The 15,526-nt window shown below is 68.8% G+C and carries 14 protein-coding genes and 1 pseudogene; 5 read left to right on the forward strand and 10 right to left on the reverse strand.

The window, feature by feature from the left end; translation table 11 throughout:
- Positions 1-34 precede the first annotated feature (34 nt).
- Both QOM21_RS02395 and QOM21_RS02400 read right to left on the reverse strand, forming a co-directional pair.
- Positions 35-232 (reverse strand): hypothetical protein, encoded by a 198-nt coding sequence (locus tag QOM21_RS02395; protein ID WP_407547826.1) that lies wholly within the window; start codon positions 230-232, stop codon positions 35-37.
- Between the two features lie 292 nt (positions 233-524).
- A complete protein-coding gene (locus QOM21_RS02400) occupies positions 525-1,454 on the reverse strand; it encodes an NAD-dependent epimerase/dehydratase family protein (RefSeq protein ID WP_407547827.1) in 930 nt (309 codons plus the stop codon).
- A gap of 323 nt (positions 1,455-1,777) precedes the next feature.
- Here QOM21_RS02400 and QOM21_RS02405 point away from each other — a divergent pair, with 323 nt between their 5' ends.
- Complete coding sequence (locus QOM21_RS02405) at positions 1,778-2,242, forward strand: hypothetical protein (RefSeq protein ID WP_407547828.1); 465 nt, start codon at positions 1,778-1,780, stop codon at positions 2,240-2,242.
- A gap of 53 nt (positions 2,243-2,295) precedes the next feature.
- On the opposite strand, the pseudogene QOM21_RS02410 reads toward QOM21_RS02405, so the two are convergent.
- From QOM21_RS02410 to QOM21_RS02425, 4 genes and pseudogenes are all read right to left on the reverse strand, one after another.
- Positions 2,296-3,344, reverse strand: a pseudogene (locus QOM21_RS02410) (alcohol dehydrogenase catalytic domain-containing protein).
- A 97-nt stretch (positions 3,345-3,441) separates the two neighbouring features.
- Complete coding sequence (locus QOM21_RS02415; protein ID WP_407547829.1) at positions 3,442-4,428, reverse strand: zinc-binding alcohol dehydrogenase family protein; 987 nt, start codon at positions 4,426-4,428, stop codon at positions 3,442-3,444.
- Positions 4,429-4,468: 40 nt separating this feature from the next.
- On the reverse strand, positions 4,469-4,888 hold the full coding sequence (locus tag QOM21_RS02420) for a cupin domain-containing protein (RefSeq protein WP_407547830.1): 420 nt from the start codon (positions 4,886-4,888) through the stop codon (positions 4,469-4,471).
- 179 nt (positions 4,889-5,067) lie between these two features.
- Positions 5,068-5,196 carry a hypothetical protein gene (locus QOM21_RS02425; protein ID WP_407547831.1) on the reverse strand — a complete coding sequence of 43 codons (129 nt, stop codon included), beginning with the start codon at positions 5,194-5,196 and terminating at the stop codon, positions 5,068-5,070.
- A 176-nt stretch (positions 5,197-5,372) separates the two neighbouring features.
- Here QOM21_RS02425 and QOM21_RS02430 point away from each other — a divergent pair, with 176 nt between their 5' ends.
- Complete coding sequence (locus QOM21_RS02430) at positions 5,373-6,254, forward strand: helix-turn-helix domain-containing protein (protein ID WP_407555562.1); 882 nt, start codon at positions 5,373-5,375, stop codon at positions 6,252-6,254.
- A 153-nt stretch (positions 6,255-6,407) separates the two neighbouring features.
- On the opposite strand, the gene QOM21_RS02435 is transcribed toward QOM21_RS02430, so the two are convergent.
- Entirely contained in the window at positions 6,408-10,190 is a 3,783-nt protein-coding gene (locus QOM21_RS02435; protein WP_407547832.1) for a DNA-binding protein, read from the reverse strand.
- Between the two features lie 615 nt (positions 10,191-10,805).
- On the opposite strand from QOM21_RS02435, the gene QOM21_RS02440 reads away from it, so the two are divergent.
- Complete coding sequence (locus tag QOM21_RS02440; protein ID WP_407547833.1) at positions 10,806-11,354, forward strand: dihydrofolate reductase family protein; 549 nt, start codon at positions 10,806-10,808, stop codon at positions 11,352-11,354.
- 66 nt (positions 11,355-11,420) lie between these two features.
- On the opposite strand, the gene QOM21_RS02445 is transcribed toward QOM21_RS02440, so the two are convergent.
- Together QOM21_RS02445 and QOM21_RS02450 are read right to left on the reverse strand one after the other, a co-directional pair.
- Positions 11,421-11,891, reverse strand: a complete 471-nt coding sequence (locus QOM21_RS02445) for a DUF6233 domain-containing protein (RefSeq protein WP_407547834.1) — start codon at positions 11,889-11,891, stop codon at positions 11,421-11,423.
- A 2-nt stretch (positions 11,892-11,893) separates the two neighbouring features.
- Complete coding sequence (locus QOM21_RS02450; RefSeq protein ID WP_407547835.1) at positions 11,894-12,241, reverse strand: hypothetical protein; 348 nt, start codon at positions 12,239-12,241, stop codon at positions 11,894-11,896.
- A 243-nt stretch (positions 12,242-12,484) separates the two neighbouring features.
- On the opposite strand from QOM21_RS02450, the gene QOM21_RS02455 reads away from it, so the two are divergent.
- Together QOM21_RS02455 and QOM21_RS02460 are read left to right on the forward strand one after the other, a co-directional pair.
- Entirely contained in the window at positions 12,485-14,332 is a 1,848-nt protein-coding gene (locus QOM21_RS02455) for a glycoside hydrolase family 35 protein (RefSeq protein WP_407547836.1), read from the forward strand.
- Positions 14,333-14,520: 188 nt separating this feature from the next.
- A complete protein-coding gene (locus QOM21_RS02460; RefSeq protein WP_407547837.1) occupies positions 14,521-14,853 on the forward strand; it encodes an SCO0607 family lipoprotein in 333 nt (110 codons plus the stop codon).
- A 153-nt stretch (positions 14,854-15,006) separates the two neighbouring features.
- Here QOM21_RS02460 and QOM21_RS02465 read toward each other — a convergent pair whose 3' ends face one another.
- A complete protein-coding gene (locus QOM21_RS02465; protein ID WP_407547838.1) occupies positions 15,007-15,432 on the reverse strand; it encodes a hypothetical protein in 426 nt (141 codons plus the stop codon).
- Positions 15,433-15,526: the final 94 nt, after the last annotated feature.

Here is a 15,526-nt window from a genome sequence, read left to right on the forward strand (position 1 = left end):
CTCCCCACTGTCTCGACGCCGGCAGGGCGGGGCCTCACCCCAAGACGCCCGTCGGCGATCTCTCCTCATGGCGTCGGCTCTGCGCGGCATCGCGTACGTCTGTCAGGAACCGTTGAACGGCGCCGACTTCAGCCTCGGTGAAGTCGCCCAGCAGGTTCAAGGTCTGCGTGATCAGAGGGCCGAAGTGCCCCTGTCCCAGGGCAATGGCTTGCTCACCGGCCTTCAGACACACTCGGCGACGGTCGTGGACGTCCGGTAGACGCTCCAGGTGACCGGCGGCGGGGACACCTCGGCCACCTGGTGCGCCAACGCCCCGGAGCGGGCCCGCACTCACCGCGTGCCTGCCGTCGGCCTGCTCAGCGACACGGGCCGCAGCGTCCCGGCCCATGCCCAGAGGCGACCGATGGACAGCGTCGAAGATCTCAACCGACGGCTCGACGCGCTGCTGGATGCCTTGGGCATCGCGCGGGCGGCCCCTCGTCTGAACAGACGTCCGGTACCGCGCTCGAACTCCTGGGCCGGGGTCAGGCCAGCTCTTCCTTGAAGCCCTGGCGCCACGAGGGGTAGCGCAGCTCCCAGCCGAGTTCGCGCTTGGCCTTGGCGTTGGAGAAGCCGCGTCCCTCGGTCATCATCGTCACCACCAACTCCCCGGCCAGCAGTCGGGCCAGCCATGCGGGGGCCCGCATCGGCGGCTTGGCGCCCGCGCACGCGGCGAGGTGAGGCAGCCACTCGGCGGCCGGGGCGGGCTCGTCGTCGACGACGTTGAACACGCCCTTCGCCCGCTGCTCCACGGCCAGGACCGTGGCGCTCGCCGCGTCGTCGAGATGCACCCAGGACATGTAGCCGGCGCCGCCCCCGACGAGCGGGAACTGCCGCTTGCGTACGAGCTCGACCTGGTCGTCGGTTGCGCCCGGCCCGTAGAGGCTGCCGTAGCGCAAGGCCGCGCCGCCGGCCTCGACGACCGCCTTCTCCAGGTGGGCGATCGCCTCCGCCGCCGTACGGAACTTCCCCGTCTCCTCGGGCAGCGGGTCCTCCTCGGTCTTCACCCACCCGCCTTCACGGATGCCGTTCCAGATGCCGGCGCTCTGCGCGACGACATGAGGGACACCGGTCGCCTCCGCGGCGGCCAGGAGGTGGTCCGTCCCCTCGGAGCGCAGCTTGTTGGTGCCGGCGAAGAAGCGATCGAAGTGCCTCATATCGGGCTTGCCCGCGTGCGCCGTGGAAATCGCGGTCATCTCGTTCACCACCGCGTCCGGCCTGGCGGCCGCCACCGCTTCACCGACCGACGCCGCATCCAGCCCGTCCATCACGACGCCCTCTGCGCCCAGCTTCTCCAGCAAGCCCAGCTTGGCCGCGCTCGTCGTCGTAGCCGTCACCTGGTGGCCACGGGCCACGAGCTGCGGCACCAGCCGCCGCCCCAGGACCCCGGTCCCGCCTGCCACGAAAACCCGCATGACCCTCACCTTCCTGATTCCAGAATCTCTCTCTGCCACCTGAGACGCGACAGCACGGCCGTTTGTGACATGGGCGGGGAGACCATCGGAACGTGATGGGGAGGTGCCCCACGGTGACATCTGTCGGGAGGGGCCAGCCGGGCTCGCCTCCCTCCTGGCTCGCTGCTCCTTGCTGGCTCGCCGCCACCCCATCGCGTGAGGCGTGCGGGCAGCGTGATGTAGCGGTCCATTCGCCGGCGGGATGGGCGTTGACGCGCGGCTGTACAACCTTCCGTGGCGTCGGGCGGTCTCTCCCCCGCTGTTACATCGCCTCCGGGAGAAACATGCGCCGTTCCTTCGCCACCGTCGCCACCGTCATCGCTGCCGCCTGCCTCGCACTCGCGGCCTGCACCGCGGAGTCATCCGGCTCTGCACAGTCACCGCAGCGCGCCTCCTCGCCAACGCCCGCCACCGCCACACCCGACACGGAAGCCCCCCTCGGCCCCGAGGAGAAATTCACTCTCGGCAGCGGCAGCGGCAAGGGCAGCAGCAACGGCAATCGCCGTACGAGCGCACCCGTTCCGCACCTCACCGGTCAGCGCCTCCCGGCTGCCCGCGACGAGGCGCGAGCCGCCGGCTTCCGGTCGATCCGCACGTACGACATGCACGGCGAGGGCCGCACTCCATCGTCCGACCGGGGCTGGAAGGTCTGTACACAGACACCGGGAGAGTTCGGGCGGATCGGTACCGACACCACGATCCTGCTCGGTGTCGCCAAGAACGACGAAGGCTGCTACGGCGACAGTTAGAGCGTCGTCCACGTCTCCAGCCCCCGCGACCCTGCGGCGGCGCCACCATCCGGTCAGGGAGTGACGAGGACCTTGAGGGCCTCTCGCCGGTCCATGGCGCGATAGCCCTCCGGGGTCTGCTCCAGAGTGACGGTGCGGTCGAAGACGCGGCCTGGCTCCACCGTGCCGTCCACGACAGAGGGCAGCAGTTCCTCGATGTAGGCGCGCACGGGTGCCGGACCGCCGGTGAGGGTGACATTCGGGCCGAAGAGGCTGCCGAAGCCCACGGGGGCGTCCTCGTACTGGGGGACGCCCACGCGGCTTATGACGCCTCCGGGGCGCACGGCGCCCACGGCCATCTCGTAGGCGGGCATGTGGCCGACGGCTTCCAGTACGGCACGTGTGCCGTGGCCGCCGGTGAGGTCGCGGACCTTGGCGGTGCCCTCCTCGCCGCGTTCGGCGATGACGTCGGTGGCGCCGAAGAAGCGGCCGAGGTCGGTGCGATCCTTGTGCCGGCCCATGAGGACGATGCGTTCCGCGCCGAGTTGCTTGGCGGACAGGACGGCGAGCAGCCCGACGGCGCCATCGCCGATGACGGTGACGGAATCGCCCGGCGTGATGCGCGCTTGGTGGGCGGCGTGATAGTCGGTGCCGTAGACATCGGCGAGGGTGAGCAGGGAGGGCAGCAGCTTCTCGTCGACGTCGTGGGGGATCTTGACCAGGGTGCCCTGGGCCTGAGGAACGCGGACGGCCTCGGCCTGGGCGCCACCCACTCCCACTCCGGCGGCGAAGAAGCCGCCGTTGGGGCAGGAGGTGTGCAGGCCCTCTCGGCAGAACGCGCAGGTGTTGTCGGCGAAGGCGAAGGGTGCCACCACCAGGTCGCCGCGCTGGAGGCCGGAGACCTCGGAGCCCAGTTCCTCGACGGTGCCGAGGAACTCGTGGCCCATGGGCACGGGCCCGTCGGCGGCCGTCAGGGAGTGGTACGGGTGCAGGTCGCTGCCGCATACGCAGGACCGGAGGACCGGAGGACGCGCACGATCGCGTCGGTGGGCTGCTCGATGACCGGGTCGGCCGCGTCCTGGACGCGCACGTCGCCGGCTTCGTACATGAAGGTGGCCCGCATGGAGACAACTCGCATTCTGGGTAAGGGGGGTCTGGTGGTTCGGCCGCCGTGCCGGGTGGGCACGGTGGCTCGTGCCGGGCAGGGCGGGCGGCCGGTCTCAAGGCACGATGAGAATGATCTTTCCCTGGGCCTGGTGAGAGCGAAGCCGTTCGGCGGCCTTGTCGGCGGCGTCGAAGGACAGGGCGGTGTCGATCAGGGGCCGTACGCGGCCGTCGGCGACCGCCGGCAGCAACTCTCGTCCGGCCGTGGCGATGACCGCGCCGAGTTCCGCGGCCCGGGTGAAGCCGAAGGAGACTCCCCGGACGCGCAGATGGCGGTAGGCCAGGGCGTCCAGGTCGATGGTGGAGGAAGTCCGGTCCAAGCGGCCGATGTTGACCACGGCGCCGTCGGTGCGGGTGGCGGGCAGGCAGGCCGCGAAGGTCCGGCCGCCGACGTGGTCCAAGGCCACATCCACGCCCTCCCCACCCGTGGTGTCCAGGACCGTCCCGGTCAGCTCCTGCTCGCCGGTCACCACGACGGTGTCTGCTCCGGCCCTCTTGAGCAGGTCGTGCTTGGCTGCGCTGCGGGTGGTGGCGACGATCCGGCTCGCGCCGAGGGCGCGGGCGATCTGTACGCCGAGCAGACCGATGCCGGAGGTGGCACCGGTGATCAGCACCGACTGCCCGGCCCGGAAACCGGCCAGGGTGAGGGCGCCGTGTTCGGTGAGCAGCCCGGTGGGCAGCGCGCATGCCTCCTCGTGGCCCAGTTCGTCGGGTACGGGCAGGACATGCCGATGATCGGCCAGGACGTACTGGGCGAAGCTGCCCGGCGTCGTGCCCATTACCCGGCTGCCGACGGCGAATCCATCCACGCCGTCGCCGACGGCCGTGACCTCCCCGGCGAACTCGAAGCCGGCTTGGTACTCCTCGCCCGTGCCGCCGGATGTGCGGTCGGCGGCGGCAAGCATCGAGGCGTCCGCGTTGTTGAGCGCCACCGCGCGGGTGCGTACCACGACCTGCCCGGAGCCGGCTTCGGGTACAGGAGTCCGGCGCGGAGTCCATTCGGGGCCTGTCCCACCGAATAGGGCGGTCATCGTGGCAGGCATGAAGCGAATCCCTTCGCGTGCGAGGTCAGTGGCTGCGGGGTCAGTGGCTGCGGGTGCGGGGGCTGCGGTACTGCTCGTCGGTGACGTGCTCCAGCCAGGTGGTCTCGATCCGGTCGTCATCGGGGGCGGTGCCGTCCCACAGTGCGAGGTGCTGCATGAAGCGGTCCTCGGTGGAGCCGTGCCAGTGCTCCTCGCCGGGCGGGCAGGTCACCGTCTCGCCGGGGTGTGTCTCGAAGACGGCGCCGTCGCGGGTGCCGATCAGGGCGATGCCGGCGACGACGTGCAGGGTCTGGCCGACGGCGTGGTGATGCCAGGCGGTGCGGGCGCCCGGAGCGAAGCGCACCATGTTGGCCCGGAGGCGGGAGGGTTCCTGTCCGGCGTATATGACGTCGAACCAGACGTCACCGTTGAACCACTCCGCCGGGCCCTTGCCGGTGGGCCGAGGCATGCTGAATTCCATCTCGCGCTGTTCCTCTCGTCTTCGACGTTGGCCACATTCGAAGTCGGCGTGGCGCCCGGGCCACGCACATGTGCCCCGGGCTGAGGCCGGCCCGACTCAGGCGCTGGTCATGCTGGTGATGTGCTTGAAGCCGGCCCAGGGCATGGCGTTGGGGCGGCCTGCGTAGAAGGCCGGATGCGTCAGCGTCTCGGCCGGCTCGTCGCGTTCGGCCCGTTCTCCAGGGCCAGGCGCAGGTGAATGGTGAGCCGCACCGTCTTCGGCGCCACGTCAGCCAGCGCCTTTTGCGCGGGAGACTCCTTGTCCGTCACGGCCGCTCTTCCCTTTCACGCCGTTTCACTTACGCCGGTGTTTCACCGACCGCATTCCGTCCTTCATGTTCTGATCCCAGGTTTGCATCGAGGTGCCGAGCCGCAAAGAGGAGAGTTTCTTCCTGGGAGGGAGACATCCTGGGAGAGTTCTCTCCCCCTCACACGAAAGGCGCTCGCTGTCACACTGGGAGCATGATCCGACACCGCACCTCAATGAGCTGGGCGAGTTCCTCAAGGCCCGCAGGGCCGAGCTGAGCCCGCGCGCCATGGGTCTGCCCGACACCGCGGGGCCGCGCCGGGTGGCCGGGCTGCGCAGGGAGGAGGTCGCCCGCCTCGCGGCGATTTCCACGGACTACTACACCCGGCTGGAGCAGGGCCGGATGCCCGCCTCGGCGCCTGCTCTCGAGGCGATCGCCCAGGCGCTGCACCTGGACGACGATCAGCGCCGCTACCTTTTCGGCCTGGCGGGAAAGGAGACCGCCAAGCCCCGCCGCCGCGCCCTGCAGAAGGTTCAGCCCCAGCTGCGCAGGGTCCTGGACGACCTCACTTCCACCCCGGCGATCGTGATGGGCCGCCGGATGGACGTCATCGCCTGGAACCCTCTCGCGGCGGCGCTGGTCACCGATTTCTCCGCCGTCCCCGAAAAGCATCGTAATTACGTGCGTATTCTCTTCACGGATCCGGCGATGCGGACGCTTTACGCCGACTGGAAAGGCGTTGCCCGTACCGCGGTCGCGCAATTGCGCATGGAGGCGGCGAAGTGCCCGGACGATCCCCGGCTGACGACTCTGGTCGGGGAGCTGTCGGTGCAGGATACGGACTTCCGGAAGTGGTGGGCCGCCCACCACGTCGCCACCCTGAGTGTGGGCACGAAGGTCCTCAACCACCCGGTCGCCGGTCAACTCTCCCTGGATTGGGACACCCTGACCGCCAGCACCGACCCCGACCAGCAGCTGGTCGTGTGGACCGCCGAAGTCGGGTCAGCCACCCACGACGGGCTGCGCATTCTCGCCTCCTGGGCGGCGGACCGGAATCTCTCGGCCGCTCCGCCGGAGTGAGAACGCCAGTGGCGTCCTGACTGCTCTTCGACGCGCGCGACAGTGCGTGACGCGAGCGCGGAGCCCGCATGTCCTGCCCAGAGGCGACCTACGAGCCGACCGACCGCCTGCGGGCCGGAAGCGAACCGGGACCCTTCCGGGGCGAGCGCACTTTCAACAGGTGCTGCGGAAGGAGGAGTCGGGTAGATATGTGTGCCACTCGTCAGGAGTGAGGCCACCGCCGGCCCGTCGGCAGAGGGTTCGGGTGGCGGCCTCCGGGGCGATCGTGAAGCTCTGCAGGAGGGTACGCCGACCTGCGGCGCGCAGGGTGTCGCCGTCGGGGGTGAAGGCGAGGGCAAGGACGGGATCGCCGGGGGTGGTGGGGAGGGCTTGGCCGAGGGGTTGATTGGAGGCGGTGTCCCACAGCCGTACGGTGCCGTCGTCACCCGCGGTGGCCAGGGTCTTCCCGTCGGGAGAGAAGGCGAGTGCGTTGACGCTCGCGCCTTGTGTGCTGTCTTCAGGGGTGGTTGCGTCGGTGACGGCCAGTTGGCCCAGGCGCCGGTGGCCTTGGCCGTCCCAGAGGGTGACCCGCCCGTGTTCGTCGCCTGCGGCCAGGAGGCTCCCGTCGGGGCTGAAGGCAACTGCCGTGGTCGACTCGCCCGTGAGGGCTTGGCGGCCGACCCGTCCTGTATCCAGGTCGACCAGCCGGCCGATGCTCTCCTCTCCTCCCGAGAAGGCGACGACGGAATGGCCGTCGGGGTGTGCGGCCATGGGGGTGCCGTCGACGTTCCGCAGAGTTCGCACCGTATGTCGGCGGGTATCCCAGATTTCCAGAGCCTCGTCTGTTGTGATCCACAATTCACCGTTCGCGGAGAAGATTCCGCCGGATGCTCGAAGGGCGCGGGGAACGCGAACTCGGTCGCGTGCACCCAGATCCCACATGTGAAAACGCGTCGTGAACGCGACGCGGGAGACGCCCTGGTCCCGGCGGACATAGGACTGCGGGGCCTGGTAGGCGAGACGACGGCCGTCAGGACGAAAGGCCAACTCCGCATTTCTCCGCCGGCAGCCTTCCGGACCCACTTGCACCTGGGCCTTCTGCAGGCAAGGAATGGCAGGCAACTCTGCTGTCAAGGTGCCGTTGTCGGCGTTCAGCACCTGAAACCGTGACCGGCTCCCCGCACGGAAGGAAATCGCCAGTTTCCGTCCGTCAGGGCTGAGTTGCGCCGCATCCGCCGGAGCGTCACGCTGTGTCCCTGTGGACGCGTAGGAGATGCTGCGCACTGCGCCCCCTCCCAAGTACCGGATCACATGGCGGTCGGTGTCCAGCTGCATATCTGTCACGCCCTCATTGGGGATCGTGTAGCGCAGGAACGGTGCCCCGGGCCGACTGGTGTGCCAGAGAAGGATTTCGTCGGCGTCCTGCCCTGCCAGGGTTTTGCCGTCATCGCTCAGGCGAACCTGCGTCAGTCCGGAGTGCTCGATCCCCCACCGCGTGCGTCCTGAGTCCAGGTCACGCACCTGGGCGCCGTGGCCCTCATCCACCGTCAGCAGCCCTCTGCTGTCCGGAGTGAATTGCAGGGTTTCCTCCGGACAGCCGGCCCTGCTCCGCCCCTGCGGGAGGGGCGAGGGCGTGGTTCGGATTCCTGTGGTGTTCCAAACCGTCAGCGGGAAATCATGGGAACAGACCGCTACGTACCGACCGTTCGAACTGACCGCGGACTGGTAGAGCACCTCATCCCCACTCTCCGGCAGTACGGGGAGCGCCTTCTTGAACAGCTCCTGCTGATGCTGCCGGTCCCACAGGCGAACGCCGTCGTCCTTGGTGATCAGCAACGTTCGCCCATCGCTGCTGAACCTTTTCAATCCCCCCTCAGGTGAAGGGATCTCGCGCGCCGTCGTTCTGCCGCCGGCGGTGCTGTAGATGCGTGAACGCGGAGCCTGGTCGATCACCACGGCCCGCCCGTCAGCGGATACATCGGCCATGAAGTTTTCCGACATCGCGGCTTCAGAGGCTTTCAGCGGAGCGAGTTCACGCTGCCTTGGGATGTCCCATCGACGTACTCGGTCCCTTGTCGAATACATGAGCGTTCGTCCGTCGCCACTGAGGTGCACGTTGATGGGGTCGACGTCGTCGGGTAGCGGCATTGCGTCCAGCTCGCGCTGGGAGAGGGCTGCGCCGAGGAGCGCTCCTCGGGTTTCAGGGGTGTGCGCGAGGTTCCACGCGGCGAGGCTCAGCCGCATGGCGCGTACGGGGTCGGTGGTGCGCAGGCTTGAGGCGACGGTGGCGATGCGCCGCGCTTCGGCCTGCGTGTGCTGCGTATCGCTGTGGCGCTTCTGCTCCCAGGCCATGGTGCCCGCCACCAGCGCCAGTGTGCACAGTGCGGCCAGAGCCACCATGGATCGGCGCGAGCGGCGCTTGGCCCGGGCCGTGCGCGTGCGCTCGGCGTCCTGGGCTGCGACCCCCGCTGCGAGGAATGCGGCTTCGAGGGGGTTGAGTTCGCCTCGCTGTGGGCCGGTGAAGGCTTCTTCGGCTCGGGAGAGTCGGGTGCCGCGGTAGACGGCGCCGGGGTCACGGGCAAGTTGCTGCCAGGTGGTGGCGTCGTGGGTGAGTTTGCGGTGGAGGCGGATGCGGTCGCGTTCCTCGTTGATCCAGCCGAGCAGCCGTGGCCAGGCGGTGATGAGGGCTTCGTGGGCGAGGAAGACGTGACCGTCGTCGAGGGTGAGCAGGCGGCTGCGGGCGAGACGGTCGAGGACGGCATCGACGTCATCCCCGTCCGCGCTGTCGGTGGTGGTGAACTCGGTCCGTGGTGTGGGTCGGTGGGTGTCCTGTGTGCCGTCGCCGGGGGCTATCAGGCGCAGCAGGGTGCGGCGGGCGAGGGGAGCTTGGGCAGGGGTCAGTTGGTGGTAGGCGTCCTCGGCGGTGCGGGCGATGGCACCGTGCAGGCCGCCGGCCACCTCATACGCCTGCATCGTCAGCGTCCGTCCACGCCGCCGGCGCCAAGTCTCCATCAGGGCATGGGACATCAGAGGCAGCGCGCCGGGCTCGTCGGCGATCTCCGCGACGATCCGGGCGGTCAGCTCACGCTCCACGTTGAGGCCACAGGCCCCGGCCGGCCCGACGATGGCCGCACGCAGTTCGTCCGGGCCCATGGAGCCGACCAGGAGCGTGGCGTCGTTGAGCGCCGCGGTCAGACCTGGGTGATCGGCGCAGCGCCCGAAGAAGTCCGCCCGTACGGCAAGGACCACCCGCAGCCGGCTGCCGTCCTCCCGGGCGACCAGCAATCGGTCCAGGAATGCCGTGCGTTCGTCGGGGTCGGCGCAGAGGGTGAACAGCTCCTCGAACTGGTCCACCAGCAACCAGGTGTCGCCCGAACCGTCGCCCGGCCGGAGCCGATCGGCGTGCCCCATCGGCTCCGGGCCGGGCGTCAGTACCCGCACCGCGGCCGGCATCCGGCCGGCCTCCTGAACGGGGCGGCGAAGCCGGGGTATGAGGCCGGCACGCAGCAGGGAGGACTTGCCGCTGCCCGAGGCACCCACCACCACGCAGACGCGGTGCCGACGGGCCATCTCCTCCAGCCGCCCGGTCATCTCCTCGCGGCCGAAGAACAACTCCGCATCCCCCGGCTCGAATCGGGCCAGTCCTCGATACGGCGGTTCGCCGTCGTCCTCGTCCGGGCGTGGCTGCGCCGCGATCTCCGCGTCCACCTGCTCCCAGCGGTGCTGCCACTCCTCCTCATCGCCCGCGCACGCACGGACGTAGGCCAGCAGGGCCGGCAGGCTCGGCAGACGCTCCCCGGCAGCCGCCTTCGAGAGTGCCGGCGCCGAGTACCCCACCCGCCGGGCCATCGCCCGGTAGGCCGGGCTGCCGGCCTCGTCCCGGAGCTTGCGCAACTCGTAGGCGAATCGCTCCACCGGGCCGTCCAGCGGATCGATGGCCTTCTCCGGACGCCCCACGCCACACTCCCCCTCCTCGCCCCGACTGTTTCGCCACCCTAAGGATCCGATCACTACCCCCGCAAACAGTGGGCCGCTCCACGGGGCGGATCAAGACGAATTGGTTCCTGCAGGTCAGACCGGGTGCGAATCAACTCTGCGGCGAGTGGACTTGCCTGCGTCGGCTTGCCTCGCTCGGTCGGGCGGGCCAGGGCAAGCCGACGGAGCAGGTAGCTGAAGCAACATTCATGACACCAGGGGGATTTCGTTGCGCTTTCGACGTGCTGCCAGAGCCGCCGCTTCTACGGCCGCGCTCGGCCCGAGCGCGCTGCCCGGAGCGGCACACCTTCGCGACAGCCACCGCCCGTGACGCATACGGCTTCGTCCGGCGCTCCACGTCCAAGCCCGCCGCAGCGCTGAAGAAAGTGTGGGTACGGACGCCCGGGCGCGGTACCGGCACCGCCCCGTCGGCGCGTCCACATCGAACCGCCCGCTCTGCCGTCCAGCGGAGCGACCGGCCACGATGCGTGGTGGACGGAGGACCCATGACATCGCCGCACCGATGAGTTCCGTCGATCCGGGCAGTCTGCATTCTCGACACGTTGACCGCGGCATCCACGGCAAGGAGCAGTGACGATGCGGAAGATCATCGAGCAGGCAGTAGTCACCCTGGACGGGCAGGTGAGCACGCCCCAGGAATGGCTCCCCACCAGGTGGGCCGGGGACTTCGAGCGGCTGTCCGAGGAGCTGCTCCGCTCCGTCGACGCGCTCCTCTACGGGCGGATCAGTTACGAGAACCACGCCGAGGTGTGGCCGACCCTGGAGGAGGCGTTCGGTGACTACGCGGTCCGGATGAACACCATCCCCAAGCACGTGGCGTCACGCACCCTCACCGAGGTGAAGTGGAACGCCACTCTCCTCGGTGAGGATGTCGTCGACGCCGTGCGCAGGCTCAAGGAGCAACCGGGCGGCGACATCCTCAAGGTCGGCACCGGCGGCTCGTTCAGCCGGACGCTTCTCGACCACCGGCTGGTCGACGAGTACCTGTTCTGGCTGTTCCCGGTCATCGCCGGCAGCGGCGAACGGCTCTACGACGGGATCGACACCACGGATTTCGACCTGATCGACGTCAATCGGCTCGACAACGGCATCGTCGGCCTCACCTACGTTCCGGCTGGCGGCTGACACCGCCCACGCACCAGCTCCGGGCCCCGAGTGGTTCGGGAGTCGCGGACCAATGATCCGTGCCCATCACGCCGTGCGCAGGATGGTGTCGGGGCGGCAGACAGGGCAGGGGACGGCGGTCTCGGGGTCCGCGAGAGCCTGGAGCGCTTCGGCGTCGCTCAGGAGCCGGTCGCCGAGGCACTGGGCGCAGTCGTCGCGGTGGATGTAGTAGTCGGCGGGGCTGGTGCGAGGGGCGTCGTAGATCCGCCAACGTCGACGCTCGTGCGGAGGCGCCGGGTTGAGGCTGCTGTAGTCCTCGCCCGGGAGGGGCTGGACGACCGGGTGCGGGGCGCTGAACGTGATCATGCGGGAGGTGAGGGTGGGGCCGTGACGGCGGTCGTCGTCACGGTCGGGTATCTCGATCTCCAGGTCGTACCACCACACGCCGGCGCGGTCGCGGCGCCGGCGTGTGACGGCTGCCTGCAACCGCTGCCCGTCGGGCAGGGAGACCTCGGCCCGCGGGCGGGTATCGATCGCTTGATCTCGGGGCCGTTCCATCGCTATGCCTCAGCCCCGTCGCCGTCGCCCGCCGGCTCATGGGCGTGCTTGAGAGCGGCTCGCGCGTCGACGATGCTGCCGGGGCACGAGACCCAGTAGTCGTGGCACGACAGCGTGACGGTCAGGTCAAGCTGCCTGACGCGCAGCGCTGTGACCTGGGCCTTTTCGTCGTCGGTGTAGCCGGGCGAATCCTCGCGCAGCCTCGGGCGCCAGAAGTCCTCACCCTGCCCCGCCATCGGGTCGACCGACCAGGGAAGCCGCGCGTACAGAGCGTGCAGCTCTGCCTGGACCCGGTGCAGCTCCAGTTGCACGTCCAGCAGGTCTTGAGGGAAGTCGACGAAGTCAGCCACACCCCACAGGATACGCTCACATGTTCGATTCCTGGACCGGGGCGGCCCGCCACCCTGGATTCACCCGGCAGGCCGACAGGCCGACAGGTCCCGCGACACCGCACCCGCACATGGTTCGCCACGCTTACCCACGACCCCTTGTGCTCGATTCTGTTCTACACAACACTCTCCATGCACAGAAACGCGCACCACTGAACATCTTCGAACCTTGAGTGACGGCCGGTCGAGTCGAGGAGAGCAGGCATGACGCAGTTCAGCCGACGTAGGTTTCTGAGCGCGGCCGTGGTGGGGGCCGCGTCCACGGGCATCGCCGTGGGCGGGCGTACAACCCTCGCGCAGGCGGAAAGCCCGCGCGGACTGACCATCCGAGGGAGCGAATTCCTCCTGGACGGCGAGCCGTTCCGGATCCTCGCCGGTGCCTTCCACTACTTCCGGACGCACCCCAAGGACTGGCGCGACCGGTTGCAGCGGATGCGGGCGATGGGCCTGAACACGGTGGAGACCTACATCGCCTGGAACTTCCACCAACCGTACGAGGGCAAGGCCGACTTCACCGGTTGGCGTGATGTCACCGCCTTCGTGCGGACCGCGGACGAGGTCGGGCTCAAGGTGATCGTGAGGCCGGGACCGTATATCTGTGCGGAATGGGACTTCGGCGGTCTGCCGGCCTGGCTCCTCAAGGACAAGGACGCGCCGCTGCGCCGCTCCGATCCCGCCTACGAGCGGGCAGTTGACGCCTGGTTCGCCGAATTGCTGCCCCGGTTCGTCGATCTGCAGGCCACGCGCGGCGGGCCCATCATCGCCATGCAGGTCGAGAACGAGTACGGCAGCTACGGCGACGACCACGCGCACCTGGAACATCTGCGGGACAGCATGCGGGCACAGGGCGTGGACAGCCTGCTGTTCTGCTCCAACGGGGCCACGCAGGAGGCACTGAAGGACGGCAGCCTTCCCGACCTCCTGTCCACCGTCAACTTCGCCGGCGACCCCACCGGCCCTTTCGCGGAGCTGCGTAAATTCCAGCCGGAAAAGCCCCTGTTCTGCACGGAGTTCTGGGACGGCTGGTTCGACCACTGGGGAGAACCGCATCACACCACGGACGCGGTGCAGACCGCCGCCGACGTGGAGAAGATCCTCGAAGCGGGAGCCTCCATCAACTTCTATATGGCGGTGGGCGGATCGAACTTCGGCTGGTCCGCGGGTGCCAACCTGAGCGGCAGCGCCTACCAGCCCACCGTCACCAGCTACGACTACGACTCCCCGATCAGCGAATCCGGCGAACTCACCGACAAATTCCACAAGGTGCGTGAGGTACTGGCCAAATACACCACCCTGCCGAGCACGCCCGTACCGGCCACACCGCGCCGTATGCCGGCCCAGCGGATCGCCGTCGATGAGTCGGTGCCGTTGATGGAGGCTCTCGATGTGCTCAGCACTCCGGTACGGCGCACCGACCCCGTCCACATGGAGGCTCTCGGGCAGCCGCACGGCCTGATCCACTACCGCACCCGGGTGCGCGGCCCGCAGGAAGCCAGGAAAGTGAAGGTCACGGGCCTGGGCGATCGTGCGCTGGTGTTCGGCGACGGCCGGCGCATCGGCACCTTCGACCGCAACCAGCCCGACCACACCGTCGACTTCACGGTGGTCGGCGCGGCCGGCGTCCTCGACCTCCTGGTTGATCCGACCGGGCGGATCAACTTCGGCCAGGGGCTCAACGACCCCAAGGGGATCAGCGGCAAGGTCCTCCTGGACGATGAGGAACTGAGCGACTGGGAGATCCGACGGCTGCCCCTCGACAACCTCGCCGCCCTGAAGTTCGGCAGCGGAGACACGCCGACCGGCCCCGCGTTCCACCGGGCACGGGTCCAGGTCGACGCCCCCGCGGACGCCTTCCTCGCCTTTCCGGGCTGGGACAAGGGCATGGTGTGGCTCAACGGGTTCGCGCTCGGCCGGTACTGGTCCCTCGGGCCGCAGGTCACCCTGTACGCGCCGAGCCACCTGTGGCGGCGGGGGCCGAACGAGCTCGTCGTCCTGGAGATGGAGCGGACGGGGGATCACATCGAGGTGCGGTCCGAGCCCGACATCGGATAGGTTCCACCGCCACCCCGACGGCCGACTGTCGCGCTTCCCGAGACGCCCCGCACCGCGACCGCTCAGGAAATCGGTTCAGATCACCATGAGTTGGATACGCGGGTGCCGGCCTGAGTACCTGTACTCAGGACCTGGGGCTCGAAGTCCTCCACGGTGGGAGCAGACCGAACAACCCACAGGAGACGACCGTGATTCCCCGTACCAGCCGCCCCCGTTACGCCTCTCGACGCCGGGTCCGCACTGCCGCGGCCCTCACGGGAGCCGTCGCGGTCATAGCGCTCACCGGCTGCTCCGGATTCTCCTTCCAGGACGACATCTGTGGCGACGGCGAGTACCCCGTCATGAGCGTCGGGGGCACCGGCTCCGCGTGCGTCAAGGACGGCGAGAAGGTGCCGGAGGGGTACACGCGCTACCCCGAGGGCAAGGTGCCGCAGCAGGTCGACGACAAATGGGATGTGTACTGGCGCACGCACACCGTGGACGAGAAGGGCAACATCGTGAAGGCACCGGAAGAGAAGTAAGCCGCCGCGGCCCGGGGTGCGTTGCCCTCTCCAGGATTCTTCGACGATGTTGCCGGCGGGCTGTTCGCAGACCCCTACATACGTGGTCGGAGTGTCAGCTGCTCCGCCCACGTAGCCCGGATTCGCAGACGAATCGCCGAACTGAGCCCCTTTTCAACCGGGTTCGTGGACGCGCGTAAAGCGGCAACCGATGCTGTTGTCCGGATCGTCCCCCGGAATCTGCAGGAGCATGAGCCCGCTATCGCTCTCGCGCAGCAGCACCGCTTCGGTTGCCTTACCCAGCTTCACTTGGAGTTCCTGCCTGCCCTGGAATGCTTCCAGCATCCAGGTTCCGGTGCCGTTCTTCCGCTGAGAGATGCCCCCCTGGTCGTTCAGGGATATCGGCCATCGCGACACTCGTGCGGAGCCGCCTTCCTCAAGCCTCAGCGACGAATCACACATGCCGCCTGCGTGCCACTCACCCACCAGATCGGAGCGCGTGACGTGTTCCGCCTGCGGCTCCGGTGATCCCGAGCATCCGGAAACAAGGCCCATGCTGAGGCTGAGCAGGACCGTGCCCACCAACCGCTGCTTCACCATCGTGCTCCCCCTTGAATGGGAACACACTGTATGTCCATGCCAGAAGGGTGCTGTCTCCGGCCCCCGGGCAGTAGGAAACGCGGTCAGCCGTCAG

The organism is Streptomyces sp. Pv4-95, from assembly GCF_045782725.1.
In the GTDB taxonomy this organism is placed as follows: domain Bacteria; phylum Actinomycetota; class Actinomycetes; order Streptomycetales; family Streptomycetaceae; genus Streptomyces.

Coding starts and splice junctions, on each gene's coding strand:
- QOM21_RS02400 (WP_407547827.1), bottom strand. CDS start 1,454: ATGCGGGTTTTCGTGGCAGGCGGGACCGGGGTCCTGGGGCGGCGGCTG.
- QOM21_RS02405 (WP_407547828.1), top strand. CDS start 1,778: ATGCGCCGTTCCTTCGCCACCGTCGCCACCGTCATCGCTGCCGCCTGC.
- QOM21_RS02415 (WP_407547829.1), bottom strand. CDS start 4,428: ATGCCTGCCACGATGACCGCCCTATTCGGTGGGACAGGCCCCGAATGG.
- QOM21_RS02420 (WP_407547830.1), bottom strand. CDS start 4,888: ATGGAATTCAGCATGCCTCGGCCCACCGGCAAGGGCCCGGCGGAGTGG.
- QOM21_RS02440 (WP_407547833.1), top strand. CDS start 10,806: ATGCGGAAGATCATCGAGCAGGCAGTAGTCACCCTGGACGGGCAGGTG.
- QOM21_RS02445 (WP_407547834.1), bottom strand. CDS start 11,891: ATGGAACGGCCCCGAGATCAAGCGATCGATACCCGCCCGCGGGCCGAG.
- QOM21_RS02455 (WP_407547836.1), top strand. CDS start 12,485: ATGACGCAGTTCAGCCGACGTAGGTTTCTGAGCGCGGCCGTGGTGGGG.
- QOM21_RS02465 (WP_407547838.1), bottom strand. CDS start 15,432: ATGGTGAAGCAGCGGTTGGTGGGCACGGTCCTGCTCAGCCTCAGCATG.